The 25,281-nt window shown below is 39.6% G+C and carries 25 protein-coding genes; 16 read left to right on the top strand and 9 right to left on the bottom strand.

What is annotated here, in order from left to right; genetic code table 11:
• Window positions 1-284: 284 nt before the first annotated feature.
• Window positions 285-761, bottom strand: a complete 477-nt coding sequence (locus CKJ95_RS13810; protein ID WP_099354021.1) for a DinB family protein — start codon at window positions 759-761, stop codon at window positions 285-287.
• Window positions 762-924: 163 nt separating this feature from the next.
• Here CKJ95_RS13810 and CKJ95_RS13805 point away from each other — a divergent pair, with 163 nt between their 5' ends.
• From CKJ95_RS13805 to CKJ95_RS13795, 3 genes are all read left to right on the top strand, one after another.
• Window positions 925-1,569 (top strand): LytTR family DNA-binding domain-containing protein, encoded by a 645-nt coding sequence (locus tag CKJ95_RS13805; RefSeq protein WP_099354020.1) that lies wholly within the window; start codon window positions 925-927, stop codon window positions 1,567-1,569.
• A gap of 151 nt (window positions 1,570-1,720) precedes the next feature.
• A complete protein-coding gene (locus CKJ95_RS13800) occupies window positions 1,721-3,232 on the top strand; it encodes an acetyl-CoA hydrolase/transferase family protein (protein ID WP_099354019.1) in 1,512 nt (503 codons plus the stop codon).
• A gap of 145 nt (window positions 3,233-3,377) precedes the next feature.
• Window positions 3,378-3,656: a hypothetical protein gene (locus tag CKJ95_RS13795; RefSeq protein WP_099354018.1), complete on the top strand. Its 279-nt coding sequence runs from the start codon at window positions 3,378-3,380 to the stop codon at window positions 3,654-3,656.
• Between the two features lie 27 nt (window positions 3,657-3,683).
• Here CKJ95_RS13795 and CKJ95_RS13790 read toward each other — a convergent pair whose 3' ends face one another.
• Entirely contained in the window at window positions 3,684-4,139 is a 456-nt protein-coding gene (locus CKJ95_RS13790) for a DUF2269 family protein (protein ID WP_099354017.1), read from the bottom strand.
• A 179-nt stretch (window positions 4,140-4,318) separates the two neighbouring features.
• Here CKJ95_RS13790 and CKJ95_RS13785 point away from each other — a divergent pair, with 179 nt between their 5' ends.
• Window positions 4,319-4,747 carry a YbaN family protein gene (locus tag CKJ95_RS13785; RefSeq protein ID WP_099354016.1) on the top strand — a complete coding sequence of 143 codons (429 nt, stop codon included), beginning with the start codon at window positions 4,319-4,321 and terminating at the stop codon, window positions 4,745-4,747.
• A gap of 44 nt (window positions 4,748-4,791) precedes the next feature.
• Here the strand turns inward: CKJ95_RS13785 and CKJ95_RS13780 are convergent, their stop codons facing one another.
• From CKJ95_RS13780 to CKJ95_RS13770, 3 genes are all read right to left on the bottom strand, one after another.
• Window positions 4,792-5,133, bottom strand: coding sequence for an ASCH domain-containing protein (locus CKJ95_RS13780; protein WP_099354015.1), 342 nt, complete (start codon window positions 5,131-5,133; stop codon window positions 4,792-4,794).
• Window positions 5,134-5,212: 79 nt separating this feature from the next.
• Window positions 5,213-6,112, bottom strand: a complete 900-nt coding sequence (locus CKJ95_RS13775) for an ABC transporter permease (protein ID WP_099354014.1) — start codon at window positions 6,110-6,112, stop codon at window positions 5,213-5,215.
• Window positions 6,113-6,121: 9 nt separating this feature from the next.
• Window positions 6,122-7,039, bottom strand: a complete 918-nt coding sequence (locus CKJ95_RS13770) for an ABC transporter permease subunit (protein WP_099354013.1) — start codon at window positions 7,037-7,039, stop codon at window positions 6,122-6,124.
• 243 nt (window positions 7,040-7,282) lie between these two features.
• On the opposite strand from CKJ95_RS13770, the gene CKJ95_RS13765 reads away from it, so the two are divergent.
• The 7 genes from CKJ95_RS13765 (at window position 7,283) to CKJ95_RS13735 (ending at window position 12,969) form a co-directional block, all read left to right on the top strand.
• Window positions 7,283-8,116 carry a basic amino acid ABC transporter substrate-binding protein gene (locus CKJ95_RS13765; protein ID WP_099354012.1) on the top strand — a complete coding sequence of 278 codons (834 nt, stop codon included), beginning with the start codon at window positions 7,283-7,285 and terminating at the stop codon, window positions 8,114-8,116.
• A gap of 70 nt (window positions 8,117-8,186) precedes the next feature.
• Window positions 8,187-8,843: an amino acid ABC transporter permease gene (locus tag CKJ95_RS13760; RefSeq protein ID WP_099354011.1), complete on the top strand. Its 657-nt coding sequence runs from the start codon at window positions 8,187-8,189 to the stop codon at window positions 8,841-8,843.
• Window positions 8,840-9,562: an amino acid ABC transporter ATP-binding protein gene (locus CKJ95_RS13755; protein ID WP_099354010.1), complete on the top strand. Its 723-nt coding sequence runs from the start codon at window positions 8,840-8,842 to the stop codon at window positions 9,560-9,562. The genes CKJ95_RS13760 and CKJ95_RS13755 overlap by 4 nt, the downstream gene beginning before the upstream one ends.
• Window positions 9,563-9,792: 230 nt before the next feature.
• Window positions 9,793-10,329 (top strand): HD domain-containing protein, encoded by a 537-nt coding sequence (locus tag CKJ95_RS13750; protein ID WP_099354009.1) that lies wholly within the window; start codon window positions 9,793-9,795, stop codon window positions 10,327-10,329.
• 152 nt (window positions 10,330-10,481) lie between these two features.
• Complete coding sequence (locus CKJ95_RS13745) at window positions 10,482-11,366, top strand: ABC transporter ATP-binding protein (RefSeq protein ID WP_099354008.1); 885 nt, start codon at window positions 10,482-10,484, stop codon at window positions 11,364-11,366.
• A gap of 6 nt (window positions 11,367-11,372) precedes the next feature.
• Window positions 11,373-12,167, top strand: a complete 795-nt coding sequence (locus CKJ95_RS13740; protein ID WP_099354007.1) for an ABC transporter permease subunit — start codon at window positions 11,373-11,375, stop codon at window positions 12,165-12,167.
• Window positions 12,168-12,183: 16 nt separating this feature from the next.
• Complete coding sequence (locus CKJ95_RS13735; RefSeq protein WP_099354006.1) at window positions 12,184-12,969, top strand: ABC transporter permease subunit; 786 nt, start codon at window positions 12,184-12,186, stop codon at window positions 12,967-12,969.
• 33 nt (window positions 12,970-13,002) lie between these two features.
• On the opposite strand, the gene CKJ95_RS13730 is transcribed toward CKJ95_RS13735, so the two are convergent.
• Window positions 13,003-14,166: an ROK family protein gene (locus CKJ95_RS13730; RefSeq protein WP_099354005.1), complete on the bottom strand. Its 1,164-nt coding sequence runs from the start codon at window positions 14,164-14,166 to the stop codon at window positions 13,003-13,005.
• 320 nt (window positions 14,167-14,486) lie between these two features.
• On the opposite strand from CKJ95_RS13730, the gene tkt reads away from it, so the two are divergent.
• Window positions 14,487-16,496, top strand: a complete 2,010-nt coding sequence (gene tkt, locus CKJ95_RS13725) for a transketolase (protein ID WP_099354004.1) — start codon at window positions 14,487-14,489, stop codon at window positions 16,494-16,496.
• Window positions 16,497-16,587: 91 nt separating this feature from the next.
• Window positions 16,588-17,253 carry a fructose-6-phosphate aldolase gene (gene fsa, locus CKJ95_RS13720; protein ID WP_099354003.1) on the top strand — a complete coding sequence of 222 codons (666 nt, stop codon included), beginning with the start codon at window positions 16,588-16,590 and terminating at the stop codon, window positions 17,251-17,253.
• 1,228 nt (window positions 17,254-18,481) lie between these two features.
• Here the strand turns inward: fsa and CKJ95_RS13715 are convergent.
• The 3 genes from CKJ95_RS13715 to CKJ95_RS13705 form a co-directional block, all read right to left on the bottom strand.
• The gene (locus CKJ95_RS13715) at window positions 18,482-19,387 is read right to left on the bottom strand and encodes a nuclease-related domain-containing protein (protein WP_099354002.1); all 906 of its coding nucleotides are present in this window, start codon (window positions 19,385-19,387) and stop codon (window positions 18,482-18,484) included.
• Between the two features lie 112 nt (window positions 19,388-19,499).
• Entirely contained in the window at window positions 19,500-20,552 is a 1,053-nt protein-coding gene (locus CKJ95_RS13710; protein WP_180271518.1) for a PAS domain-containing sensor histidine kinase, read from the bottom strand.
• A gap of 46 nt (window positions 20,553-20,598) precedes the next feature.
• Window positions 20,599-21,252, bottom strand: a complete 654-nt coding sequence (locus tag CKJ95_RS13705; RefSeq protein ID WP_099354000.1) for a response regulator — start codon at window positions 21,250-21,252, stop codon at window positions 20,599-20,601.
• 210 nt (window positions 21,253-21,462) lie between these two features.
• On the opposite strand from CKJ95_RS13705, the gene CKJ95_RS13700 reads away from it, so the two are divergent.
• From CKJ95_RS13700 to CKJ95_RS13690, 3 genes are read left to right on the top strand one after another with little or no spacing between them, the layout of a single operon-like run.
• Window positions 21,463-22,548, top strand: a complete 1,086-nt coding sequence (locus tag CKJ95_RS13700) for a hypothetical protein (protein ID WP_099353999.1) — start codon at window positions 21,463-21,465, stop codon at window positions 22,546-22,548.
• On the top strand, window positions 22,535-24,703 hold the full coding sequence (locus CKJ95_RS13695; protein WP_099353998.1) for a molybdopterin oxidoreductase family protein: 2,169 nt from the start codon (window positions 22,535-22,537) through the stop codon (window positions 24,701-24,703). Before CKJ95_RS13700 ends, CKJ95_RS13695 begins: the two co-directional genes overlap by 14 nt.
• Window positions 24,704-25,261, top strand: a complete 558-nt coding sequence (locus tag CKJ95_RS13690; RefSeq protein WP_099353997.1) for a 4Fe-4S dicluster domain-containing protein — start codon at window positions 24,704-24,706, stop codon at window positions 25,259-25,261.
• Window positions 25,262-25,281: the final 20 nt, after the last annotated feature.

Raw genomic sequence — 25,281 nt, 5'->3', positions numbered from 1 at the left:
AGAGTACCACCAACAGCCTAGAAACTGGTAAGTGGTGTTGCTCTGAGAGGCTTAGATTACCATCAAAATCCTAGAAACTGGAACTTGATATCACTCCAAAAGGTTTAGAGTGTCATCAACATCCTAATAACTGGAATGTGTTATCACTCTAAGATGCTTAGAACACCAAAAGCATCCTGAAACCTGGACCCTGATCACCCTAAACTCACTTAGTACGAATCAACCAGAGCAGATCAATTCTAAAAAGCCACTAGGGTACCCTAGTGGCCAAACTTATGTTTAAATTATGCGCCCCACTCTTCCTTAGATGGACCGTAAACTCCAGGGACTTTTAATCCAGCTTGACGCATTAGGATTGTCATTTGTCCGCGATGATGAATTTGGTGGGTATTCGTCATGCCAAGTATAACGGCAACAGGCATTGGTTGACCAAACATTTCTTTTATTTCCTTCAATGTTGCATCGTTCCATTGTTCTTTAATCGCAGAGACTAAGTTTTCACTTGTTATACGGTAGCTATCGGCCATTTCCTTGGCTGATGCTGGGACTGCTTCACCAGCCGCACCTTCAAACTGGAGTCCAGTTTGTGAAATAATTTGATGAACGGAAGTCACAACATGCCATGCAAGTTCACCTAATGTACGGTGACCAGCTGCAACGGACTGTGATAATGACTCATCTGTTAAAGCGTCTAGGATTTTTTGAGTGGCACTACCTTCATAATTCCAATCTTGTAAAAATTCTTCAAGTGTATGGTACATATGTATTCCTCCTAAAACGTGATTACCAACATTATACTTCATACACAACTAAAAGCCATTTTAAACGCACATGATGATTTTTTGTGAAGGATGATGTTTTATCTATGAATTACTTGTAAAATAGAAGAGGATACTAGATTTCTACAACAAAGGATGTTGACGTGTGAAGGATATAACAATTGGCTCACTCTTAGATGTGATTGGGGAATTGTTCTCCGACGAGATATCAATTGCTGTCTCAAATACAAAAGAATACCTTTATTATCGACCAAGTAAACGAATTGATTTAAAAATTAAACCAGGTGATGAAGTAAAAGAGGGTACCATCGCGTATAAAGCCATTACGTCAAGACAAAAGGCTTCTGAATTTATTAATCGTGACGTATTCGGCATTCCTTATCATGGCATGGCCGTACCTTTTTTTCATGAGGACCAATTGGAAGGTTGCGTAACGGCAATCTACCCAGCATTAACAGATGGAAAATCGGTGGTAACCGTAAAGTCTCCAGATGGCTGGATTCCCATCCCGTTCTCAGATGTGCTATACCTTGAGGCAAAGGATAAAAAAACACATGTGTACACAAAAGGTTTTTCGGGGACACATAAATATTCACTTCAGGAATTTGAATACACGTTGCCAAAGGACTCTTTTATTCGCTGCCACCGTTCATTTATCGTGAATGTGAATCAAATCAAGGAAATCCATCCTGATACTCATTCCACATTTGTCTTAGAAATGAAAAACGGTGCCCGTGTCCCAGTTAGTCAAAACTATTCAAGTTATTTTCGGAAACTGCTAGGCTTCTAATTCGCTAGAAAAAGAACAAATCTTCTGTTTCGGGGGTTTGTTCTTCTTTTTTATCGAATTTTTATGTTCTTTACTCCAGAAATACCTTTTCATGTGGAGAATATAGGTAAAATTATCTTAATATTCAATTTCATAAAGGGGATGGGAGAATATGACTAATAAACTTGATCGCATTAAGGACACCCGTCTACATGACCGTGTTGTAACACCGGAAGAAGCAGCGGAGTGGATTCAGGACGGTATGACATTAGGCCTTAGTGGCTTTACACGTGCCGGTGATGTGAAAGCGGTACCATTCGCGCTTGTCAAACGTGCTGAAACGGAAAGCCTAAAAGTAAACGTATATACAGGGGCATCATTAGGCTCTGATGTTGATAAATTATTCGCTGAAGCAGGAATTTTAGGTAAGCGTTTACCATTCCAAGCTGATCCAACAATGAGAAAAGGTATTAACAATGGGGACTTCTTATTTGTGGATCAGCATTTATCTCATACATCCGAATTAATTCGTTCAAATGTGATGGATGTCGATGTTGCAATTTTGGAAGCGATATCAATTGATGGTGATGGGTTAATCATTCCTACAACTTCAATCGGGAACTCTTTAACTTTTGCACAGCATGCTAAATCAATCATTGTTGAAATCAACCTTGCACAAACAACAGAGCTTAAAGGAGTTCATGATTTATATGCACCAGGAAAGCAAGGCGAAAGAGAACCTATTCCGTTAACAAAGTCAGATGATCGAATTGGCTTGCCTGGAATCAAAGTAGATGTTGAAAAAATCAAGGGAATTGTGTTTACAGACCAAACTGATTCTCCGTCAACAATCGTACCACCAGATGAAGAAACAGAAATAATGGCACAGCATCTTTTAACCTTTTTACGAAAAGAAGTTGAAGCTGGCCGTTTAACAGAGAAGCTTGCACCACTACAATCTGGGATTGGATCTGTGGCAAATGCGGTATTGCACGGTATGCTTGATTCTGATTTCACAGATTTAGAGGTTTATTCTGAAGTATTACAGGATGCGGTATTTGACTTAATGGATGCTGGCAAAGTAAGCTTTGCTTCCTGCTGTTCGATAACTTTATCAGAAGAAAAGATGAAAAAAGTGTTTGGGAACTTTGACAAGTATCGTGATCGTTTAATTATGCGACCACAGGAGATTTCAAATCATCCTGAAATTATCCGTCGTCTCGGACTTATTTCTATAAACACAGCACTTGAACTTGATATATACGGAAACGTCAATTCAACCCATGTGCTAGGTACAAAGATGATGAACGGAATCGGTGGTTCTGGTGACTTTGCTCGAAACGCACGCCTAGCGATTTTCGTTACAAAATCAATTGCAAAAGGTGGCGACATTTCAAGTATCGTTCCATTTGTCTCACATGTGGACCACACAGAGCATGATGTTGATGTCATCGTAACAGAGCAAGGATACGCTGACTTACGAGGACTTGCACCAAGAGAACGTGTAGAGTTACTTATTGAAAACTGTGCACACCCTATGTATAAGCAACAGCTTCGTGATTACTACCAAGAAGCACTAACAAGAGGTGGCCAAACACCACATGTATTAGAAAAAGCATTCTCATGGCATACAAACTTTGCACAAAAAGGAACCATGCTAGAAAAAGAATTAGTAGAAGCATAAACATTAGAGCCGTATAAAGAAGAAATTCTTTATGCGGCATTTTTTTGTGAGAAACCCTGTATCGAACATAGGTAAAAAGTAATATGTCCTACCAACTGTAATCATGGTACGATTAACCAAAAGTGAAATAGAGAAGAGGGGTAGAATGAAACAAGTTAAGGCATTTGTGGGGTGCTTTTTCATCGCGGTTTCTGCTTTTTTGTATGCCACAAAACATGTTACGGCTGCAATCATATCATCAAATATGAACCGTCCAGACGTGAATTATTACGAGGGGGCATTCAAAGTCGTTGGATTTGGCATTAACTTTTGGATAATCGCATCCTTACTTGTTGGGGTTGTTCTATTAATAAGCCTGATTACACAAGGAGCCACATTCCCATTCAAAAAGAAACAAACTCTCGAAGAAAATCCCCACCAATGAATGATGGGGATTTTGTAAAATATATCATTAAAAAGGCTTTAAAATCATTAATGCAATGATGATCAAAAAGAGTGTATTCTCGATATGTTCTACTCGAAAAAGAGCTTTTGCCAAAGGATAGTATTCGGCAGGAATGTCTTCACCTTGATGTGATTCTAATAGAGCTTTTACTGGCTTTGATTTAGGTGTCAGGGCGAAGGGACCCATCGCTAGCGCAACAAGAAATAGCAATAAGCTTGTCACGTACCAGCCCATTGTAAAGAGATAAGGATTGATAGCGCCCATCAAAAGTCCAGAAACGAGCAGGAGTATACCACCAACCATAACAAATATGTGTAGCCTATGTCTAATTGCATAGGAATGTCTAAGTTCTGTCATCGTATCTCCCGACTTCACAACCGTTGTTAAAATAAAGCCAGGTCCCATTCCAAGGATGGCTGAAAAAATATGTATGAAAACAAGTGCTTGATAAACAACATCCATTTTATGGTCCCCCATTTACAACATATTCCACTATTATGATAGCACTATAATAAAAAAGGTAAGTGATGTACCTCACAACTCCCTATTCATAATCTTACTATTTTGTGACAGTTGTTTTCCAGTAAAAGATACGTGGTATAATAGGAAAGAAGTCCTTATAGTCATAGAAAGGGGACAATATGGTGAAGAGTATCACGAAATTTTTATATATTGTTTTAGGTTTTATCTTCTTTGGCCTTGGGGTAGTAGGAATCGTATTGCCCATCATCCCAACTACGCCCCTGTTACTACTAGCCTCATTCTTTTTTGTAAAAGGTTCGGAAAAATTTGATCGGTGGTTTAAAGGGACTAGTATCTATAAAAAGCATTTAGAAGGTTTTGTGAAGCGGCGTGAAATGACGTTAAAACAAAAGTTGACCATTTTGTTAACCGCAGATGCAATGATCGCAGTTCCATTTTTTATTTTAGACAGCATCGGGTTAAAGTTATTTTTGGTCGCAGTTGTTATTTATAAATACTATTATTTCATCACGAAAATAAAAACGGTAGCACCTGAAGATTATGCGTTACAGCAGCAGGCGCTCTTTGAAAAAACAAGTCATAAATAGAGAAAACCCTTGTCCACCTTATTAATGACAAGGGTTTTCTTATTTTAGTCGACCTTACTAAACTCATGAACCCAAACTTTCATATGAGGGAGCCAAGGCATGCCAGGGTGGTAGGAAAGAATTGATTCTTTGTATTCGTCAACGGTATCAAAGCCTTCCCTTTTCGCATCCGCATCTGTCAACTCACCTAGGGATTGTTCATATACACGGTCAATTTTATATTGTTGACCCTCAAGAGTCATGATTTCTCCAACATCTGCATATCGACCATTTCTGCGTGTAGCTGTTTTTTTACCTTCTAATACTTTTTTTACATCTGAATCCATTGTCACAAGACGCTCAATGGTACATGTTTTAGCTGGTAATTCATTATTTGGTGTAGTCATTAACAAGCTCCTTTCAACTTACAGTTTTCAATAATATTTCCCATCATAACTATACACTTTAACAAGGAATATTGACAACTTAGGTTGTTTTTCGATCAAAATACCTTCTCAAGCCTTCCCCTAGAATGGTAAAAGTAAACATGGTAAAGGAGATTGCGACACAAGTCCAAAATGGAATCCAAATCGAGCTAATCATGTCTTTTCTAGCTTGTCCAAGTAACGTTGGCCAGTTAAGACTAGTATTAATCATTTCTCCTACACCATAATTGGTTTGAACAAACACTTGTGAAAGAAACACACCAAAAATACCTAACTGTGCGATTAAAAGACAGGTTCTTCCGATATCAATAAAAAAATTTACCATAATTGCAGGATATGTATTGGGTAAAATGTTTCCTAACGCTAGTCGAAGTGGGGAAATGCCGACTGTAATTCCAGCCTCTATATACGGTTTCCTTACGATTCTTTGGGTTTCCTCACGGATGATATGACTTACCTTTCCAACCTCAATTAATGCTAAAAGTAAAACCGACCACCACAAGCGATTTTCATTCATAACAAGGGCTGGAATTGCCAATAAGAGCAGTGCCGAAAAAATAATCGGAATACTAGAAAAGACATTGTTCCAAGTTGTAACAATCCAGGAGAACGGATTATTTTTACGTGTTGCTAGTAACCCAAGAGGGATGGCTAAACAATAGCGAATAACTACTATTCCTAAGATGATTTTTAGTGTATCTTTCGCACCAACGATGATCACACTTAATAAATCTCTACCCTCGTGGTCAGAGCCAAATGGAGGTTGTTGCCCTGGTGAAAAAGGTGCTTTAAGCAATCCTTTGCCACCGTCTAAAAAACGAATTCTGCCCTCTTCAATTCCTTCTTTAACATACGGTATATGTGGACCCACAAAGGTTATGAGAAGAAGGATACTTAACATAAATATGCCAGTGATTAAAAACCAATTTCGATTTAACATAAAACACCCCTATTTTGGATCTAATCTCATTTTGAGTACTTGGCTTATCATATGAGCCACCATTACAAGTATTAGAAAGCTAATACAAATTCCAATGATTAGACCACGTTCATCGGCACCGCCACCTGGTGGGATAAAGTTGGTATAGCCAATTGCCGAAAATAACCGATAGGCAGCTCCTTGGTAACCTAGTAAATATTCGACAACCAATAAGTTTGATAGAACAAATACCATTATTGATTGTAAATGGCTGGAAACCGTAATTAAGCACGATCTCATCATATGATTGAGCAACACTTTATTTTTTGTGAATCCCTTAGCAAATGCCACTTGAATGTAGGGTTCGCGGTCTTGAGTAAGAAGTGAAACCGACGTAATTCTTGCTACATAAAGCATTGGCGCAATCGATACCAGAATACTAGGTGCGATGAACTTCCACCAGGCTTCCGTTCCCATGATGCTAAAATCCGGTACATATAATAGTAGAAAATAGCTTAAACAAATGATAATAAAAAAGTCAGGAACTCCTGAGAGGAACCAGGTGGCACCACTTCCTAAAAAGCTCTTTTTCGAATTTGTCCATCGATAGTCAAGGATTCCTTTTACTATTCCGAATACGACACTAAGAATGAACCCAATCAAAATGATTTTAAGACTTCTCGGAAAAAACTTCGCAATTTCATCTTCGGCTGAGAGGGAGGCAAATTTAGTTCCTCCAAGACTTTTATTCTCATAAACATCTTTTAAAAATGCGCCTACACTAGTTGCATATTCTTTCAAATTAAAATGATAGGAATACTCAACAGTCATTGCCTTACCGGAAAAATCAATACTAGGTTCGCGAGGGAAAAGTACAAATAATATCACACATAGAAATACACATAAATAAATGGCTAAAATCTTTCCGAATTCTTTCACAACCCCCACAAATACACCTTCCTTTTCGAAAATAGCTACTATTCTAAATATATTCGAAATTCCAGTTCCTGTCACCACCCGATTTGTCGTTTAGTTAGTTCTATAGTTCTATATATGGTTCATAAAATGTAACGATAGGCATTCATCAAAGGGGGAAAATCAATTCTATATTTCTTTTAGACTATCATTGTGATATTATAGGAAAAAAGTTAACTATTTTAAATTTTATAAAAAGTGAAAGGGGTTACATACGTGAAGAAAATAACGGTTTTTTCAATCATGCTTGTATTTCTCTTCTTGGCAGCCTGTGGAACTAGCGATACGAGTGGGACAGGCGGAGAAAAAGAGGGAGAAGAATCAGGGAAAAAGACACTTAAGGTTATGACAGATGCGGCATATGCACCATTCGAGTTTATGGAAGGTGACAAAATTGTTGGTTTCGAAATTGATGTTCTTAATGCTGTAGCTGAGGAGGCAGGCTACGAACTAGATATTAAACATACGGGTTGGGATCCAATTTTTGTTGAATTAAATAAAGGGTCTTATGATATGGCGATATCGTCGATTTCGATTACCGAAGACCGTGAGAAGGAGTATCTATTTACGATTCCATTTTTCCTATCAACTAATAAAATTATGATCCCTGAAGATAGCGATATTCAAACTGCTGATGATTTGAAAGGAAAAAAGGTAGCGGTTCAAGCATCGACCACTGGACATTTCGCGGTCGAAAAAGTACTTGGTGAAAAGCATCCTGATATTAAAGCATTTGAAAATAATAACTTAGCCATTCTGGAGCTTGAAAGCGGTGGAGCGGATGCGGTTGTAGCGGATAATGGTGTTATTGAATACTACGCAGCACAAAATCCAGACAAAAAGCTAAAGGTTGTTGGAGACAAAGACACATTTGATGCTGAGTTCTACGGCATGATGTTCCCTAAAGGTAGTGACGACTTAAAAGCTGATTTGGATAAAGCAATTGAAGCCATAATTGAAAGCGGAAAATACACAGAAATTTATAAAGAATGGTTTGGAGCAGAGCCAGATTTAGAAGCATTAAAGGCAGAACAAGAAGCTTCGAAATAAACGAACGAAAAATTGCGTAACGACTTCAATGTGTTACGCAATTTTTGGCTTATAAAAAGGGGGACACACCATGGATTTTAGGTTTGATATAATCATAGATTATCTTCCCTATTTTGGGAAAGGAGCCTTATTAACCATCGGCTTATCGATCGCCGGAATCTTACTTGGGACAATCCTAGGTCTATTTATTGGCCTTGGAAAAATGATTCGTAATAAATGGATTGCTCTTCCATTTATGTTTTACGTAACTTTCTTCCGCGGGACACCACTACTCGTCCAAATCTTTTTAGTTCACTTTGGGGTTGTTCCTCTATTTTTAGGTGGAACAAACGGAATTGTTGCAGGTGTTATTGCACTTACATTAAATGCATCAGCCTACATAGCAGAGATTTTTAGAGCAGGTATCCAATCCCTTGACCGTGGGCAAATGGAAGCCGCTCGCTCGTTGGGAATGACTCATGCTCAAGCAATGAGATACGTCATTATCCCTCAAGCATTTAAACGAATGATCCCTCCATTAGGAAATGAATTTGTTATTCTAATAAAAGATTCGTCCCTTCTTTCGGTAGTGGCAACACCTGAATTAATGCACTGGGGCCGCATGATGACAGGCCAATATGCGCGTGTGTGGGAACCATATTTAACTGCCGCCTTCATTTATTTGATTTTAACACTTTCATTGACAATCCTACTAAACTATCTTGAAAAGAGGTTGAAAACAGAATGATCAAAGTAGACAATATAAAAAAATCCTTTGGGAAGAATGAAGTGTTAAAAGGAATCTCAGTTGATATTCAGCCCCAGGAGGTTGTGGTAGTCATTGGCCCGTCGGGTTCGGGGAAATCAACCTTCTTACGTTGCATTAATTTATTAGAGACCATAGATGAAGGGCATGTTTTTATAGAGGGTGTCGATATTACTGATAAGAAAACAAATATCAATTCAATTAGAACAGATGTCGGGATGGTATTCCAGCAGTTTAACTTATTTCCTCACAAAACCGTCATGGAGAATATTATGCTTTCCCCATTGAAAGTAAAGAAGGTTTCGAATGAAAAAGCGTATAATAAAGGGATGGAGTTATTGAAAAAGGTTGGTCTTGAAGAGAAAGCAGACGCTTATCCGGATTCATTGTCTGGTGGTCAAAAACAGCGTGTTGCGATTGCGAGAGCACTAGCCATGGAACCTAGAATCATGCTTTTTGATGAACCAACTTCTGCGCTTGACCCTGAAATGGTTGGAGAAGTGTTAGAGGTTATGAAGCAACTGGCACGAGAAGGAATGACAATGGTGGTCGTGACCCATGAAATGGGCTTCGCTCGTGAAGTTGGTGACCGGGTTCTTTTCATGGATAGTGGCTATATTGTTGAGGAGAATAAACCAAAGGAATTATTTGAAAATCCACAACATGACCGTACGAAAGCATTTTTGAGTAAAGTACTGTAATTGAGGATACCTGGCATCATTTTGTGTCAGGTTATTTTAACTTTATTCCGATGAATAAAGTTAAAGCCTCCGGCGGATGCCACGATTTTTCAAAGGTAATTTTTCGAGCAGTAAGTTCAAAGACTAAGAACGCCACGTCCTGTGGCAACGTCTTTATGACCCACTTCCTGTGGGCCTAAAAATCGGGCGCAAATACGCCAAGGCGCATTTGATAGGAGGAGATCAACACCATGGACATGATTGAGAAAGCAATTATTGTTGCGAGTAAAGCACATGACGGGCAGTATCGTAAACTAACGAATATTCCATATATTACGCATCCACTTGGGGTAGGCCTTATTTTAATGAAGATTAATGCACGCACGGAACTAGTAGCTGCAGGAATATTACACGATACAGTGGAGGATACCGAGTTAACTCTAACGGATATTAGAGATGGCTTTGGTGATGAGGTAGCAGAACTTGTTGACGGTTGTTCAGAACCGGATAAATCTCTGCCGTGGGAAGCAAGGAAAGAACATACGATTTCGTTTCTAAGGGCGGCCTCAGAAGATAACCGAACAGTCGTATGTGCAGATAAGTTGCATAATATCAGGTCAATCATCCGAGATTATGAGGAGCAAGGTGATCAAGTTTGGCGCAGATTTAGCCGTGGCAAGGAAAAACAAGAGTGGTATTACCGGAATGTAGCCGAAAGCCTAGGCCATACCTCAACTTTTCCATTATTAGAAGAGCTTAAAAAGGAAATCGATATATTGTTTGGTTAGGAATCTCTATGTCTCAAAGATAGTCTTTGGGGCATTTTTTTTGATATTTTCATTATTAATCGCTGAAATTTACAAACTTAACAATGATAAGGGTATATTGCAAGATATAATAGAAATATACATACGACACAGATTATGGGAGGTCTAGAAAAATGAATGTCATTGAAATTCAAAACCTAACAAAGATGTATGGAAAGGCGCGGGGGATTGAAGATATTAGCTTTCATGTGGAAGAAGGGGAGATCTTCGGATTTATTGGGCCGAATGGTGCTGGAAAGTCCACAACAATTCGAACCATGCTGTCACTCATCTACCCGACAAGTGGAAGTGCAAAAATCTTCGGGAAAGATACTGTTCAATTCTCGTCTGAAGTTAAAAAGGAAATCGGTTATCTACCATCAGAAGTCTTTTATTATGACAATATGAAAGTGAAAGACCTGCTTAAGTATTCGGCAAGCTTTTATAAAAAAGATTGCTCCAAGAGAATCAAAGAGTTGGCTGATATTATGGAGCTCGACCTTAATCGTAAAATTGATGATTTATCGCTTGGAAACAAGAAAAAGGTAGGCATTGTCCAGGGACTTCTCCATGAACCAAAGCTTGTGATACTTGATGAGCCAACGAGTGGGCTCGATCCATTAATGCAGCAGCGCTTTTTTGATTTGCTAGAGGAAGAAAATAAAAAAGGTGTGACGATTCTTTTCTCTTCCCACATTTTAAGCGAGGTTCAACGCCTGTGTGATAGGGTTGCTATTATCAAGGAAGGTAAAATCGTAACCGTAGAAAAGATTAGTACTTTAAAAGATAACAATTTTAAAAGATTTATCGTTGAACCATTAACTCCAATTGAAAAAAGCTATTTTTCAATTCTAGGGGTAAATGATTTAGAGGTTTCAGATAAGAAAATTAGCTTCCTGTTTAAAGGTAATATCAATACTGTAATGGAAAAAATCGCTGGAATTGAGATTACCAATCTGTCCGTAACAGAGCCAGACCTTGAGGAGATTTTCATGCATTATTACGAGAAGGAGGCCTAAAATGATATGAACGTCTTTCTTCATGAATGTAGGGCCTATCGAAAAACCACGCTCATTTGGACATTATCGCTCGTTGGAATCATGGTCTTGTTTATGTCGATGTTTCCAACGATTGCAAAGGATATTGAAGATTATAAAAAGGTGTTGGATGGTTTTCCAGATGCAATGAAACAAGCATTAGGACTACAGGTTGATACCTTTGGTTCCGTTCTCGGATTTTACTCCTACGTGTTTGTGTACATTAGCCTTTGTGGGGCGATCCAGGCAATGAATTTTGGCACAGCGATTGTGTCAAAGGAAGTAAGAGAAAAGACAGCGGACTTTTTACTAACAAAACCAATCACAAGAAAAACCATTTTAACGGCAAAAGTTTTAGCTGCATTTACATCCATTCTGTTTACAAGCATTGTATATTTAGTTGCCTCGTGGCTAATGGTAGCTGCAGTGGCAACGGATGAATACAGTACAAAAGCGTTTTTACTAATTTCGATTTCGTTGTTTTTATTGCAAGTCATCTTTCTTGCGATAGGGATATTCCTTTCCGTTTACTTGCCAAAAATAAAATCGGTACTCTCCGTTTCTCTAGGAACTGTTTTTGCTTTTTTCATTATAGGGATGCTTAGTTCAAATGGTGACGAGTATAAACGGTATCTGTCCCCTTTCAAATACTTTGATTCGTACTATATGATTGAACACACAAGTTATGAGGGAGCATTTTTATTAGTTGGATTAGGGATTGTAGCTGTTGCAATTATCGCGAGCTATATCTACTATACGAAAAAAGATATTCATTCTGTGTAAGAAAGGAGGTCTTTGTATGAATGTATTTTTAAGAGAAATGAAGGCATACCGTAAGTCTCTCATCATTTGGAGCATCGGACTTGTCCTCTTAATATTCATGGGAAACACCGAATACTCGAGCCTTTCTTCATCTGGGCAATCCTTGAATGAACTTGTTGAGTCGATGCCAAAAGCACTTCAAGCTTTAATGGGGACGGGTACGTTAGATTTATCGACACCGATTGGGTATTTCGCGATTCTGTATTTATATTTGCTTTTGATGGCGACAATACATGCCTCAATGATGGGGGCTTCCATCATTGCCAAGGAAGAGCGGGATAAGACCTTTGAATTCTTATTTGTAAAACCCATTACCCGTACAAAGGTCATTACGATGAAGCTAGTAGCTGCATGTATTAATCTTGTCGTTTTTAATGCTGTTACAACGTTTGCGACGGTTTTGATTTTTGAAATGGATAATGGGATTGAGGACCTACTTATGTTAATGGGCGGAATGTTTATTTTACAAATCCTTTTTTTAGTGCTTGGTTCTGCACTTGCAGCAGTTATCCGGAATCCGAAAAGAGCGGCCCCAATTGCTACAGGAATTCTGCTACTAACATTTATTTTATCGATTGTCATTGATTTAAGTGAAAAACTTGAAGTCCTTAAATATGTTGTCCCATTTAAGTATTTTACAGCGGAAAATATGCTGACAGGGGATGGCTTTGAACCAGTGTTCGTGGTTATATCCGTTTGCTTGATCGTCATTCTAATAGCACTAACCTATGTTTTTTATAAAAAAAGAGATCTGAACGTGTAAAAAGGAGCAGGTTACTGCTCCTTAGAAGGTTATTCATTTTTTATAGGTTAAATTTAAAATGGGTACGCCTAAAAAGCGTTTGATTGCAAAGGCACATGCACCCATTCGAACGGTTCTTTTGCCTAAAGTTGAAACTGATAATTCACGATAGTGACTGATAGAAGAGGATAAATGCTCTTCTATTTTTTTTATAGAATCGGGATAGAGACGTAAGATTTCTCCATCAAGTATAATGGTATCCGGATTATACATGTTAATCATATTATTTAAACCAATAGATAGGTAATAAATAAAGTGTTCGAGACGCTCAAGGATATCTTGGTCGCTTTCCGCAATTAGTTCTTTCAAGTCATCATATGTAAAAGAGGAAAGACCTTTTTCCACTCTTATATTTTCTAAAAAGACGGACTCTGAAGCATATTGTTCCCAGCACCCTTCATTGCCACAAGAACATGACCTCCCGTGTGGAACGACGACCATATGACCAACTTCACCAGCGAACCCATCATTACCGCGAAAGAAATGATTGTCCATAATGATGCCAAGCCCGATTCCAGAATAAATCGTGGTACATAGTAGGCTGTTCGTTTCATGGTGAAGAAAGACCCTTTCAGCAAATGCGGACATATTTGCATTGTTTTCAATATGAATCTCGAGTTCGCATACTTTTTCAAGGTCTTCCTTTAAATTAACTGAGCGCCACAAGAATCGAGGTACAAAATGAATTTTTTCATCTTTTCCAACTAGTCCGTGAATCGCAATTACGACACCGATAATGCCATAACGGTTGTCACTGTATTCCTCATCAAGTAAATTGATTTGTTCAATTAGTATCTGAAGAATGTCCTCGTAGGCTCGGCTTTTACATTCGATCGACTTTTCAAAAACAAGCTTCCCGAGCAAGTCCGATATCGTGAATGAGATTTGGTTGTAATCCACATCTATTCCCAGCGCATATCCGGCCCTAGCGTTTAATGAAAGCATAATTGGCTTTCGCCCAACACTATTATGCTCTAGCTGAGTTTCAATGATTAAGTCTTCATCTAATAAATCAGCAACCTGTGCAGAAACGGTGGCCCTTGTAAGTGCTGTTGCTTTGGAAATGTCAGCCCTCGAGATCATACCTTCTTGAACTATTTTTTCTAAAATAAGCGAGCGATTTATTTTTTTTATATATGCTGCATCTCCAGTAATCATACAAATCCTCCATCTGGTAGTTGGTACAACTAAATTTTAAAAAGAAGATTTCATCAATAAGTTATACATAATTAATAGCAATATGTGAAATTTTTCTATGATGACGCTTTCAAAAAATTAAATTTGCATTTGACATTATTGTTTGTATTTAGATAATTGACGAATAAAGGTTAGGGTGGTACATTATAAATGGTTATAATTTGTTTAGTGAACGAATTAATTATACAACTTATTTTTAAGATTGAAAAGATTGGATTTTTTAGGTAGGGTATAACAATAGGATTACTATCTTTAATTTAATAGATTAGGAGTGTGGTTACATGAAAACAGCTTTAAATAACAAAGAATTAGATTTGTTAGCAATTAATACGATTCGAACTCTATCAATTGATGGTGTAGAGAAAGCAAATTCTGGACACCCAGGAATGCCAATGGGTGCAGCTCCAATGGCTTACACTCTTTGGGCAAAAGAAATGAATCATAACCCTGCAAATCCAAACTGGTTCAACCGCGACCGCTTTGTATTATCAGCTGGACATGGTTCCATGCTTTTATATAGCTTACTACATTTATTTGGTTACGATGTAACAATGGACGATTTAAAAGGTTTCCGTCAATGGGGAAGTAGAACTCCAGGACATCCTGAGTTTGGTCATACTCCAGGTGTTGAAGCAACTACAGGTCCACTTGGCCAAGGTGTTGCAATGTCTGTTGGTATGGCAATGGCAGAAAGACATTTAGCTGAAACATATAACAAAGACAATTATGAATTAGTTAACCACTTTACATATGCAATTTGTGGTGACGGAGACTTAATGGAAGGTGTTTCCGCAGAAGCAGCTTCATTAGCAGGTCACTTAAAATTAGGTCGTCTTATCGTGATGTACGATTCAAACGATATTTCATTAGATGGTGATTTAAACCTTTCTTTCTCTGAAAGTGTTGAAGATCGTTTTAAAGCATACGGCTGGCAAGTTATCCGCGTTGAAAATGGTAATGATACAGAAGAAATTCAAAAAGCATTACAAGAAGCAAAAGCGGATTTAAACCGTCCAACATTAATTGAAGTTAAAACAACAATCGGCTTCGGTTCTCCAAACAAAGGTGGAAAATCTGCTTCACACGGTGCTCCACTTGGTAAAGATGAAGTGACTTTAACAAAAGAATCATACGGCTGGACTTATGAAGAGCCATTCTTCGTACCAGAAGAAGTTAAAGAACACTACAGCCAATTTGTTGAAGCTGGCAAGCAAAAAGAAAGTGTATGGAATGAATTATTTGCAGAATATAAAAAAGCATACCCTGAATTAGCAAATCAATTTGAAATGGCATTAAATGGCGAGCTACCTGAAAACTGGGAAGCTTCTCTTCCAAGCTTTGAAGCTGGATCTTCAGTTGCAACTCGTGATGCTTCAGGTAAAGCATTAAATGCTGCTGCTACTGCAATCCCACAATTAATCGGTGGTTCAGCAGACTTAGCAGGATCAAATAAAACACTTATCACTTCTGAAAAGAACTATGCAATCGACAGCTTTGCTGCTCGTAACATCTGGTTTGGTGTTAGAGAATTTGCAATGGGTGCGGCTATCAACGGTATGGCACTTCACGGTGGTGTAAAAGTATTCGGAGCAACTTTCTTCGTATTCTCTGATTACCTACGTCCAGCAATTCGTCTAGCAGCTTTAATGAAGTTACCTGTAACATATGTGTTTACACATGATTCAATTGCAGTAGGAGAAGACGGCCCAACTCATGAGCCTGTTGAACAATTAGCTGCATTACGTGCAATGCCAGGTCTTTCTATTCTACGTCCAGCTGACGCAAAAGAAACAGCTGCAGCATGGCGCTTAGCAATTGAAAGTACTGACACACCAACAGCACTTGTATTAACTCGTCAAGGTTTACCTACTTTAGAGCTTGATCAAGAAGTTGTATATGAAGGTGTTAAAAAAGGTGCTTACGTTGTTTCTGAAGCAAAAGGAGAAGTTGCGGGTCTATTACTTGCAACAGGTTCTGAAGTTTCATTAGCAATTGAAGCTCAAAAAGAGCTTGAAAAAGAAGGCATTTTCGTATCAGTAGTAAGTATGCCAAGCTGGGATCGCTTCGAAAAGCAATCTGCTGAATACAAAGAAACAGTTCTTCCGAAAGCTGTTAAGGCTCGTCTTGGAATCGAAATGGCTTCTCCACTAGGTTGGAAAGAATTCGTTGGTGACGAAGGTAAAGTTCTTGCTGTTAACACTTTTGGAGCATCTGCACCAGCTGGTAAACTTCTACAAGAATACGGCTTTACAGTTGAGAATGTTGTAAAGAACTTTAAAGAAGTACTGTAAGTTTTTACTAAGTCATTTGACCCACCAATAAGTATAGGTGAGTCAAATGTTTCTAACAATATGGAAGATAAGATACTGGAGGGAAAAAGAAATGAAATTTTTTATCGATACAGCTAACTTAGATGATATTAAAAAAGCGTATAAAATGGGCGTACTATCTGGTGTTACAACAAACCCATCACTTGTTGTAAAAGAAGGCGTTAAATTCGAAGACCGCATTGCTGAAATTCTTCAAACTGTACCAGAAGTAGAAAGTGTATCTGCTGAAGTATCTCCAGATGCGGAAACTGCTGAACAAATGATCGCAGAAGCTGAAGAGCTTCTAAAAATCAACGGTGGCGACAAAAACATCACTATCAAAGTTCCAATGACAGTAGCTGGATTAGAAGCAACTCGTTACTTATCTAAAAAAGGCGTTAAAACTAACGTTACTTTAATTTTCACTATGAACCAAGCTCTTTTAGCAGCTCGCGCTGGTGCAACTTATGTATCTCCATTCTTAGGTCGTCTAGACGACATCTCTGAAGATGGCGTACAGCTTGTAGCAAAAATTGCTGAGCTATTCCGTGTTCACAACTTAGACTCTCAAATCATCGCTGCATCTGTAAGACACCCAGACCACGTTACTCGCGTAGCTCTAGCTGGTGCGCATATTGCAACAATTCCATACTCTGTAATTGAGCAACTTACTAAGCACCCACTTACAGACCAAGGACTTGAAAAATTCGCAGCTGACTGGGTTAAAGCAGTAAAATAATCGAAAATTAGTTTTTATATGGGGAACCCCGATTCGCAAGTGTTGTTGATGCGGATTGGGGTTTTTTGTTTTGGGGATAATTAGTGTGAAGGGGTGAAGATCGATTTGGTGTGTTGGAGTAGCGGATTTGGTCTGAGCTCGATCAGTATTTTTGTTGATGAAGTCCCACGCGGAGCTAGAGAAACCGCGTAAAGTCCTTCATAGAGTGGATGAAGTCCCGCACGAGGCCAGAGCAGCCGCGTAAAGTCCTTCATAGAGCAGATGAAGGCCCGGACGAGGCCAGAGCAGTCGCGTAAAGTCCTTCATAGAGTGAATGAAGTCCTGCACGAGGCCAGAGCAGTCGCGTAAAGCCCTTCATAGAGCAGATGAAGTCCCGCACGAGGCCAGAGCAGTCGCGTAAAGTCCTTCATAGAGCTGATGAAGTCCCGCACGGAGCTAGAGCAGCCGTGTAAAGTCCTTCATAGAGTGGATGAAGTCCCGGACGAGGCCAGAGCAGCCGCGTAAAGTCCTTCATAGAGTGGATGAAGTCTCGGACGAAGCGAGAGCAGCCGCGTAAAGTCCTTCATAGAGTGGATGAAGTTCCGCCCGGAGCTGGAGCAGTCGCGTAAAGTCCTTCATAGAGTGGATGAAGTCCCGCGCGGAGCTAGAGCAGCCGCGTAAAGTCCTTCATAGAGCAGATGAAGTCCCGCACGAGGCCAGAGCAGCCGCGTAAAGTCCTTCATAAAGCTGATGAAGTCCCGCACGCAGCTAGAGCAGCCGCGTAAAGTCCTTCATAGAGCTGATGAAGTCCCGCACGACGCGTAAAGTCCTTCATAGAGTGGATGAAGTCCCGCACGATGCCAGAGCAGTCGCGTAAAGTCCTTCATAGAGTGGATGAAGTCCCGCACGCAGCCAGCGCCCCCGCGCAAAGTCCTTCATAGAGCAGATGAAGTCCCGCACGAGGCCAGAGCAGCCGCGTAAAGTCCTTCATAGAGCAGATGAAGTCCCGGACGGAGCTAGAGCAGCCGCGTAAAGTCCTTCATAGAGCAGATGAAGTCCCGCACGAGGCCAGAGCAGTCGCGTAAAGTCCTTCATAGAGTGGATGAAGTTCCGCCCGGAGCTGGAGCACGCTCATAAAGTCCTTCATAGAGTGGATGAAGTCTCGGACGAAGCATGAGAGCATAAGAAAAGCCCTTCATCAATTGGATGAAGGACTAATTAAGCACCCGACTAATTAGTATCGATATTTTTATTCAAAGTATGCCCACTGGTGAACGCCAACTAAATTGTAATTTTTCTTTAATATTTGCCGAATCCACTTCTTTGTAGGAACTACTTGACACCAATCATAAATAAGATTGGTCGTTATTTTTTCCTCGGGGAACAGTATCTGATACTCTTTAACAGATCTTAATACAGCGTTTGTCACCGATTCTTTATGCTCGCATTCTTTACATTTGCATTTTTTACCTTCAACCACTACAGAAAACGAATCACATTTCTCACAAGTAATCCCTTTGCGAAATTGCTGGTAAGTATAATTTGGAACCTTAGTAAATGGCGATTTGGTGATATGCAATGACATTAATAAATCCGCTATTCTTTTCTGTTTTTCGTTTATTTTTACAGGGGTCGCGTCCAATGTCTTCATGTATTTATTGATTTGAGTTGGTAATATCGCCGGTAGATTTAGGGGTGCTTGGTAAAGAGTGAATGAGGGATTGATAAAAACAACAGAAGCATGAATTGGGAGGTGACATCCATGGTTGCGAAGCAATTGATTTAACAAAGTTTCGCTTCTACTTAATTGAAGTAGGGGGTTGCTCACTTCTTGTTTGGGTTTCTTGAATAATTTATTTGCCTCATAATAGTAGTTACCTTCAAAAGTTTTAATCTCGTAATAGTGAATTTTCCCGTCGATCAAAATAAGGGTGTCAATTTGAAAGATAGTGTTATTCACTTCCAATAACAAATCATTTAAGATTAAGCATTCGCATTGAAGTTGTTCCGTCAAGATATCGAATTGTAATTCGCCCTCGTAACCTTTTTTTAGATTAGATAAGTACTGCATATCTTTGCTAGACAATTCGCTTCTCTTGTCTAATAACTCGAGAACAATTAGTTCATCCGGTTTTGTTCGGTGTTTTAAGATCATAGCATACATCCTTTCTAGTAATTACCTACATTATATTTGAAAATTTAGTAGATTCAAAGGAGAATCAGAAATGTGGCATTAAAAAATGGCCTGCATCAGAGCAGGCCAACCGTTATTTTGGTACCACTAACACTAACGAAGTACCTTTACCAACCTCGGATTCCAAGGTAATGGTACCACTAATTCCTCGAGCTCGCTCTTCCATACTGAAGAGGCCAACACCGTTTCCTTTTTCATCAACTGTAAAGCCTTGGCCTTTGTCGATTATTTCAACGGTAACGTCCGAATCGCCTTCATGAATCTTAACAACCGCTTCTGCTACATTGGCGTATTTGGCGATATTGGTTAACGCTTCCTGGACAACGCGATAAATGGTTGTTTCCTTATGGATATCAAGGCGTGTCATTAATGTACATTCGAACTCCACATCAATTCCGTAGTGCTGGGAGTAGTGTTCAATATATTTTCGAAGTGCTGGAACCACACCGAGGTCGTCCAACACTGAAGGGCGAAGCTCCCAGGCAAGACTGCGGATGTCTTCCATCATAAAGGAAACATCCTGACGCAAACGGCCAAGGCGCTCATCTGGCTTTTCACTAAGCAATTGATCGAGTTGGATCAATAATGAAAACATACTCTGACCAATGCCATCATGAAGTTCGCGTGAAAAACGTTTACGTTCTTCTTCTTGGATGCTGATGACGCGGGTCATCATGCTTTTTAGCTCTTCCTGTGTTTCTTTTAAGGCGGTCACCTCATGTCGTACGGCTAAATACTGATTGGGGCGTCCATTTTCAGATAAAATGGGAACAATCGTTGTATCGACCCAATAAAATGAGCCGTCCTTCGCTTTGTTCTTAATTTCACCTTTCCAGACATGACCGGACCCAATCGTACGCCACATTTCCTTCCAGAATTCCTTGTCATGATGGCCGGAATTAATGATTCGGTGGTCCTGCCCCATTAATTCTTTCCTTGAAAACTTTGAGATTTCGCAGAATTTATTATTGATATATTGAATTTTTCCTTGTCGATCTGTAATGGCAACAATCGAGGATTCATCAAGTGCAAAGGTTAAATCGGCAAGATGACGTAATGATTTCTCCACATCTTCGCGAAAAGCAGGGTCCTCAATGTGTTTATCTAGATCGGCCAATAGCTTCATGACATTTGGGCCGCCAATTTCAGATTGGTATTTGAGTCGGTCAATTTTATTCAAAATGCAATAATCCTTTCTTCATTGCGTATTTCACAAGCTCTGGTCGAGATTTCAAACCTAGTTTCTCCATTAAATTGCTTTTATGTGATTCAACGGTTTTTACACTAATCACTAATCGTTCAGCGATTTCTTTATTTGAATAACCCTTTGCAATCCATTCGAGCACTTCTTTCTCCCGTTCTGATAGCAAAGCGAATGTGTCCGCATTATCTCCCTTTTTGACGCGGTCCAAATATCCACTCATCAAAACCTTTGTTGCAGAGGGTGTTAAATAGGCATTGCCTGTTGAAACGGATTGTATTGCTCCCAGCAAATCCTCGTGTGGAGCATTTTTTAAAATATAGCCTGAAGCTCCAGATTGGATCGCTCTAAATAAGTATTCCTCATCATCGTGCATGGTTAAAATGAGGATTGCGATGTCTGGCATGAGCTCGTGAAGTTCCTGAGTTGCAGTTAATCCATCTTTTCCATGAGGCATGCTTAAATCCATTAATACGACATCAGGGTTTAATTCCTTTGCTTTTTTAATCGCTTCGTCACCTTCAGATGCTTCCCCAATTACTTCTATATTATTTTTCCCGTTCAATAGCATCATCAGTCCCGAACGGACAACGGCATGGTCGTCCACAATCAATAATTTAACCACGATATTCCTCCCCCTAAAACGAATCAGACGTTTTCCATTTACAATAGTTCCATTATAGCATGTTCAGGCAGTTTTTTTTAAAATCAATCGTTCAAGGAATTGTTACAAATAAGGGGTTTTTCTTCCAAAGATAGGGGGGTTCCCTGATATGTTTTAAATCACACTTCTTCTACAATAGGTTTATGTTAATTGATTTGAGGAGGAGTTCGTATGCAGGCAAAAGCTGCAGCAATCCAAAAAAAGCAAACATCGACTTATAATAACGCGTTTGCATCAAAGTTTGCCAAGTCCATGTTTTTATCTGTGCTAGGGCTGGCGGTTTTATCATTTATTGGAACGAGAATGTTTACACATGTTGACTTAAATCTATATGGCTATATGGTAGGAACCATTGTTTTCATTGGAGGTTTCTTTTACCGCTTCATTGCTTGGGGGGAAAGACCGCCAACGAAGATCATTATTAAAAAAGGTATAAAACTTTTATTTCGAAAATCAACCCCAAAAACATCTGTTGAGCATTTAGCTACCTACAATTTCATTTGGAATAGGGGAATTTACCGATGGACCCAACATATTTTAATCGGTTGGGGTTGCATCCTTTCTTGTTTTGTTACATTTCCCCTAGTCTTCGGTTGGATGTATTTTACGATGGACGAGAATGGCTATTACAACATCATTGCGATGGGGATACAAGTCATGACGGTACCTGCAGATGGTATCATCGCGAATCTATCTTATAATGCCTTAAATATTACCGCAGTAATGGTAATTGCAGGGGTTTGTATGGCATTGTACCGCCGTATGAAAAATCTACAGGCTAGAGCTGAACAAAAATTTATGTATGACTTGCTGCCACTTTATATGCTGTTATTAGTCAGCATTACCGGTTTACTTTTAACCTTCATGAACATTTTCTTACATGGTGCAGGTCAACCAGTGATGTCACTTATCCACCAATGGTCAGTGATTATCACATTGATTTACTTGCCATTTGGAAAGCTTGCTCATATTCCATTCCGCCCGATGAGTGTGTTGGCAAGAAACTATCGTGAGCATTATGCAGAAAAAGAAACGAAGAAATGTAAGGTTTGCGGTGAAGGGTTTGTATCAACTGAACAGTCACAAGATGTCATCAATGTACTTGATGTAAACGATATATATTTTAAAACAAGAGAAGGCCATCATTTAGCAGAAATGTGTCTTCCATGTCGCAGAAAATACCGGATTGCACAATTTTCCGGCTTCCCAACCCACGAGGTTAAAGTCAAGGAGGCAAATCAGAATGCAAAGGGATAAGTTTTTTAAAGAAGTTAAAAATGTCATTCATCCGAACGAAAAATTAATTAAAACACATTGTAGCTATTGCGGAATGCAATGTGGAATGAATTTACGCGTCAATACAACCACAAACAAAATTGTAGGGGTCGAGCCGCGCTATGATTGGCCGGTAACCGTCGGAAAAATGTGTCCGAAAGGGGTAACGGCATACCAGCAAACGAACCATAAAGACCGAATCTTAAAACCACTTATTCGTGATGATGCTTCCTTAAAAGGAACGAAAGAAGGCTTTCGGGAAGCAAGTTGGGATGAAGCATATGATTTAATTGCTAAAAAGTTCAAGGGCTTGCAAGCGGAATATGGGAAGGATTCATTATCTGTCTTCAGTGGAGTATCGATGACAAATGAAAAATGCTATTTAACAGGAAAATTTGCTCGAGTCGCATTAGGTACTCGCTACATTGATTACAATGGACGTTTCTGTATGTCTAGTGCTGCTGGTGGATTCCTTCGCTCCTTTGGAGTTGACCGTGGATCGACATTACCATGGACGGATATCCATGAAACAGATTGTTTATTTATCGCAGGAAGCAACACAGCGGAGTGTCATCCAACTTCCATGTTCCGTATTTGGAATGTACAGGAGCGAGGAGGCTACATCATTGTCGTGGATCCGCGCGAAACACCGATAGCAAGAAGAGCGGATGTGCACCTTGATTTAAAACCAGGTACAGATTTAGCCCTAGCAAACGGGATTTTACATTTGCTTATTGAAAATGGCTACACAGATGAAGAATTTATTGCCAATCACACAAATGGCTTTGAAGAGACGAAGGAACTTGTGAAGGAATTCACACCTGAATACACAAGCGAGCTAACAGGTATCGCGCCAGAAAGGATTATCCGCGCTGCTGAGATTTATGGTAAGGCACCGAATGCGGTTGTGATGTTTGCACGTGGTATTGAGCAACAACATAAAGGCGTTGATAATGTATCTGGATATACAAATATGGCCCTTATTACAGGAAAAATTGGCCGTCCAAAATCAGGCGTAGCCACTTTTACAGGTCAAGGAAATGGGCAAGGTGGCCGCGAACATGGTCAAAAATCAGACCTGTTGCCAGGCTATCGTAAACTGACGAATCCAGAGCATGTTAAAGAAGTTTGCAGTGTTTGGGGGATTACTCCTGAAGAAATGCCAAAGCCAGGTGTTTCTGCATATGAAATGTTTGAACTAATGGAGCAAAAGACAATTCGTGGACTTTATCTCCTTTGCTCAAATCCAGCAGTATCTGCGCCAAACTTAAACTTCGTCAGAAAGGCACTTAAATCACTAGACTTCATGGTGTGTGCAGACTTTTACCTATCAGAGTCAGCAGAGTTTGCAGATGTCGTTCTTCCGTCTGTGACATGGTCAGAAGATGAAGGAACGGTTACAAATATTGAAGGACGTATTATTAAAATCAATAAAGCGCAAGAACCAATTGGTGAATCTAAGCCGGACTGGCAAATGCAGGTTGAACTTGCAGAGCGTCTAGGTAGAGGGGAATATTTTTCACACTTAAAAACAGCTAGAGATGTTGCCGACGAGTTCCGACTCGCAAGTAAAGGTGGATATGCCGATTATTACGGGGCGACATGGGATAAAATCGAAAAACAAGATGGCGTATTCTGGCCGTGCCGTGATGAGGAAGACAAGGGAACACCACATATGTTCCTTGATAAGAAATTTTATCATCCAGATGGAAAAGCAAAAATTTGTGCATTGCCATATCGTCCACCAGCAGAAGAACCGGATGAAAACTATCCACTTCGCTTAACAACAGGACGTGTCGTGTACCACTACTTATCTGGAAACCAAACAAGACGTATTTCGTTTCTCCATGATATGTGCCCAGAACCATATGTCGAGGTCCATCCAGAATTGGCGGCAAAATATGATATTCAGCATGAAGAACGTGTTCGCCTTTTTACAAGAAGGGGCGAAAGTATTTATAAAGTGAAAATCACGGAAGCGATCCGAAAAGATACAGTGTTTGTTCCATATCATTTCGGTCATGAGGAATCTATTAATCTACTGACAATTGCAGCGCTTGATCCAATTTCAAAAATGCCAGAGTTCAAGGCATGTGCTGCACAGATTGAAAAATTAGTTGCAAAGAAGGTGCAGTAAATGCAAAAACGGCTCTACTTAGAACTTGAGAACTGTATCGGTTGCCGCTCGTGTCTCGCGGCATGTACACAATGCGGTGGGCATGAACAACGAAACCGAAACTACGTATATGATGTGAATCCGCTAGTGAACAGGCAGACCATGCCACTTATGTGCCTTCACTGTGTAAACCCTGCCTGTGCTAGAAGCTGTCCGGCACAGGCGATTCAAATCCATGAGTCAGGTGCCGTGTTATCTGCACTCGTGGAAAAATGCATTGGCTGCCAAAACTGTACGATTGCGTGCCCATATGGAATTCCGAAATTCGATGAAGAGCAAAACTTAATGTACAAATGTGACCTCTGTATTGATCGCTCAAAAGATGGCATTCCACCAATGTGTGCAAGTGTTTGTCCGTCTAACACCATCCAGTGGTTAACAGATGAAGAAATCGAAAATAAGAAGAAGCACCATAATCTTGATAATGGAAAATGGGTTACAAGCATGCCGCTTGAAGGAGAAACGAACGTAAAGATAAGTTTACCTGGTATTTTACAGGGTATTCAGAAGTTATTTTAGAAAGTTGTTCAAAAAGGAAG

The organism is Fredinandcohnia onubensis, assembly GCF_002734285.1.
Classification (GTDB): domain Bacteria; phylum Bacillota; class Bacilli; order Bacillales; family Bacillaceae_L; genus Ferdinandcohnia; species Ferdinandcohnia onubensis_A.
Note: the sequence above shows the minus strand (reverse complement) of the source record. Positions and strands in the feature narration are given on the sequence as shown.

Coding starts and splice junctions, on each gene's coding strand:
- CKJ95_RS13810 (WP_099354021.1), bottom strand. CDS start 761: ATGTACCATACACTTGAAGAATTTTTACAAGATTGGAATTATGAAGGT.
- CKJ95_RS13800 (WP_099354019.1), top strand. CDS start 1,721: ATGACTAATAAACTTGATCGCATTAAGGACACCCGTCTACATGACCGT.
- CKJ95_RS13795 (WP_099354018.1), top strand. CDS start 3,378: ATGAAACAAGTTAAGGCATTTGTGGGGTGCTTTTTCATCGCGGTTTCT.
- CKJ95_RS13790 (WP_099354017.1), bottom strand. CDS start 4,139: ATGGATGTTGTTTATCAAGCACTTGTTTTCATACATATTTTTTCAGCC.
- CKJ95_RS13785 (WP_099354016.1), top strand. CDS start 4,319: ATGGTGAAGAGTATCACGAAATTTTTATATATTGTTTTAGGTTTTATC.
- CKJ95_RS13780 (WP_099354015.1), bottom strand. CDS start 5,133: ATGACTACACCAAATAATGAATTACCAGCTAAAACATGTACCATTGAG.
- CKJ95_RS13775 (WP_099354014.1), bottom strand. CDS start 6,112: ATGTTAAATCGAAATTGGTTTTTAATCACTGGCATATTTATGTTAAGT.
- CKJ95_RS13760 (WP_099354011.1), top strand. CDS start 8,187: ATGGATTTTAGGTTTGATATAATCATAGATTATCTTCCCTATTTTGGG.
- CKJ95_RS13755 (WP_099354010.1), top strand. CDS start 8,840: ATGATCAAAGTAGACAATATAAAAAAATCCTTTGGGAAGAATGAAGTG.
- CKJ95_RS13750 (WP_099354009.1), top strand. CDS start 9,793: ATGGACATGATTGAGAAAGCAATTATTGTTGCGAGTAAAGCACATGAC.
- CKJ95_RS13745 (WP_099354008.1), top strand. CDS start 10,482: ATGAATGTCATTGAAATTCAAAACCTAACAAAGATGTATGGAAAGGCG.
- CKJ95_RS13740 (WP_099354007.1), top strand. CDS start 11,373: ATGAACGTCTTTCTTCATGAATGTAGGGCCTATCGAAAAACCACGCTC.
- CKJ95_RS13735 (WP_099354006.1), top strand. CDS start 12,184: ATGAATGTATTTTTAAGAGAAATGAAGGCATACCGTAAGTCTCTCATC.
- CKJ95_RS13730 (WP_099354005.1), bottom strand. CDS start 14,166: ATGATTACTGGAGATGCAGCATATATAAAAAAAATAAATCGCTCGCTT.
- tkt (WP_099354004.1), top strand. CDS start 14,487: ATGAAAACAGCTTTAAATAACAAAGAATTAGATTTGTTAGCAATTAAT.
- fsa (WP_099354003.1), top strand. CDS start 16,588: ATGAAATTTTTTATCGATACAGCTAACTTAGATGATATTAAAAAAGCG.
- CKJ95_RS13715 (WP_099354002.1), bottom strand. CDS start 19,387: ATGATCTTAAAACACCGAACAAAACCGGATGAACTAATTGTTCTCGAG.
- CKJ95_RS13710 (WP_180271518.1), bottom strand. CDS start 20,552: ATGAAGCTATTGGCCGATCTAGATAAACACATTGAGGACCCTGCTTTT.
- CKJ95_RS13700 (WP_099353999.1), top strand. CDS start 21,463: ATGCAGGCAAAAGCTGCAGCAATCCAAAAAAAGCAAACATCGACTTAT.
- CKJ95_RS13695 (WP_099353998.1), top strand. CDS start 22,535: ATGCAAAGGGATAAGTTTTTTAAAGAAGTTAAAAATGTCATTCATCCG.
- CKJ95_RS13690 (WP_099353997.1), top strand. CDS start 24,704: ATGCAAAAACGGCTCTACTTAGAACTTGAGAACTGTATCGGTTGCCGC.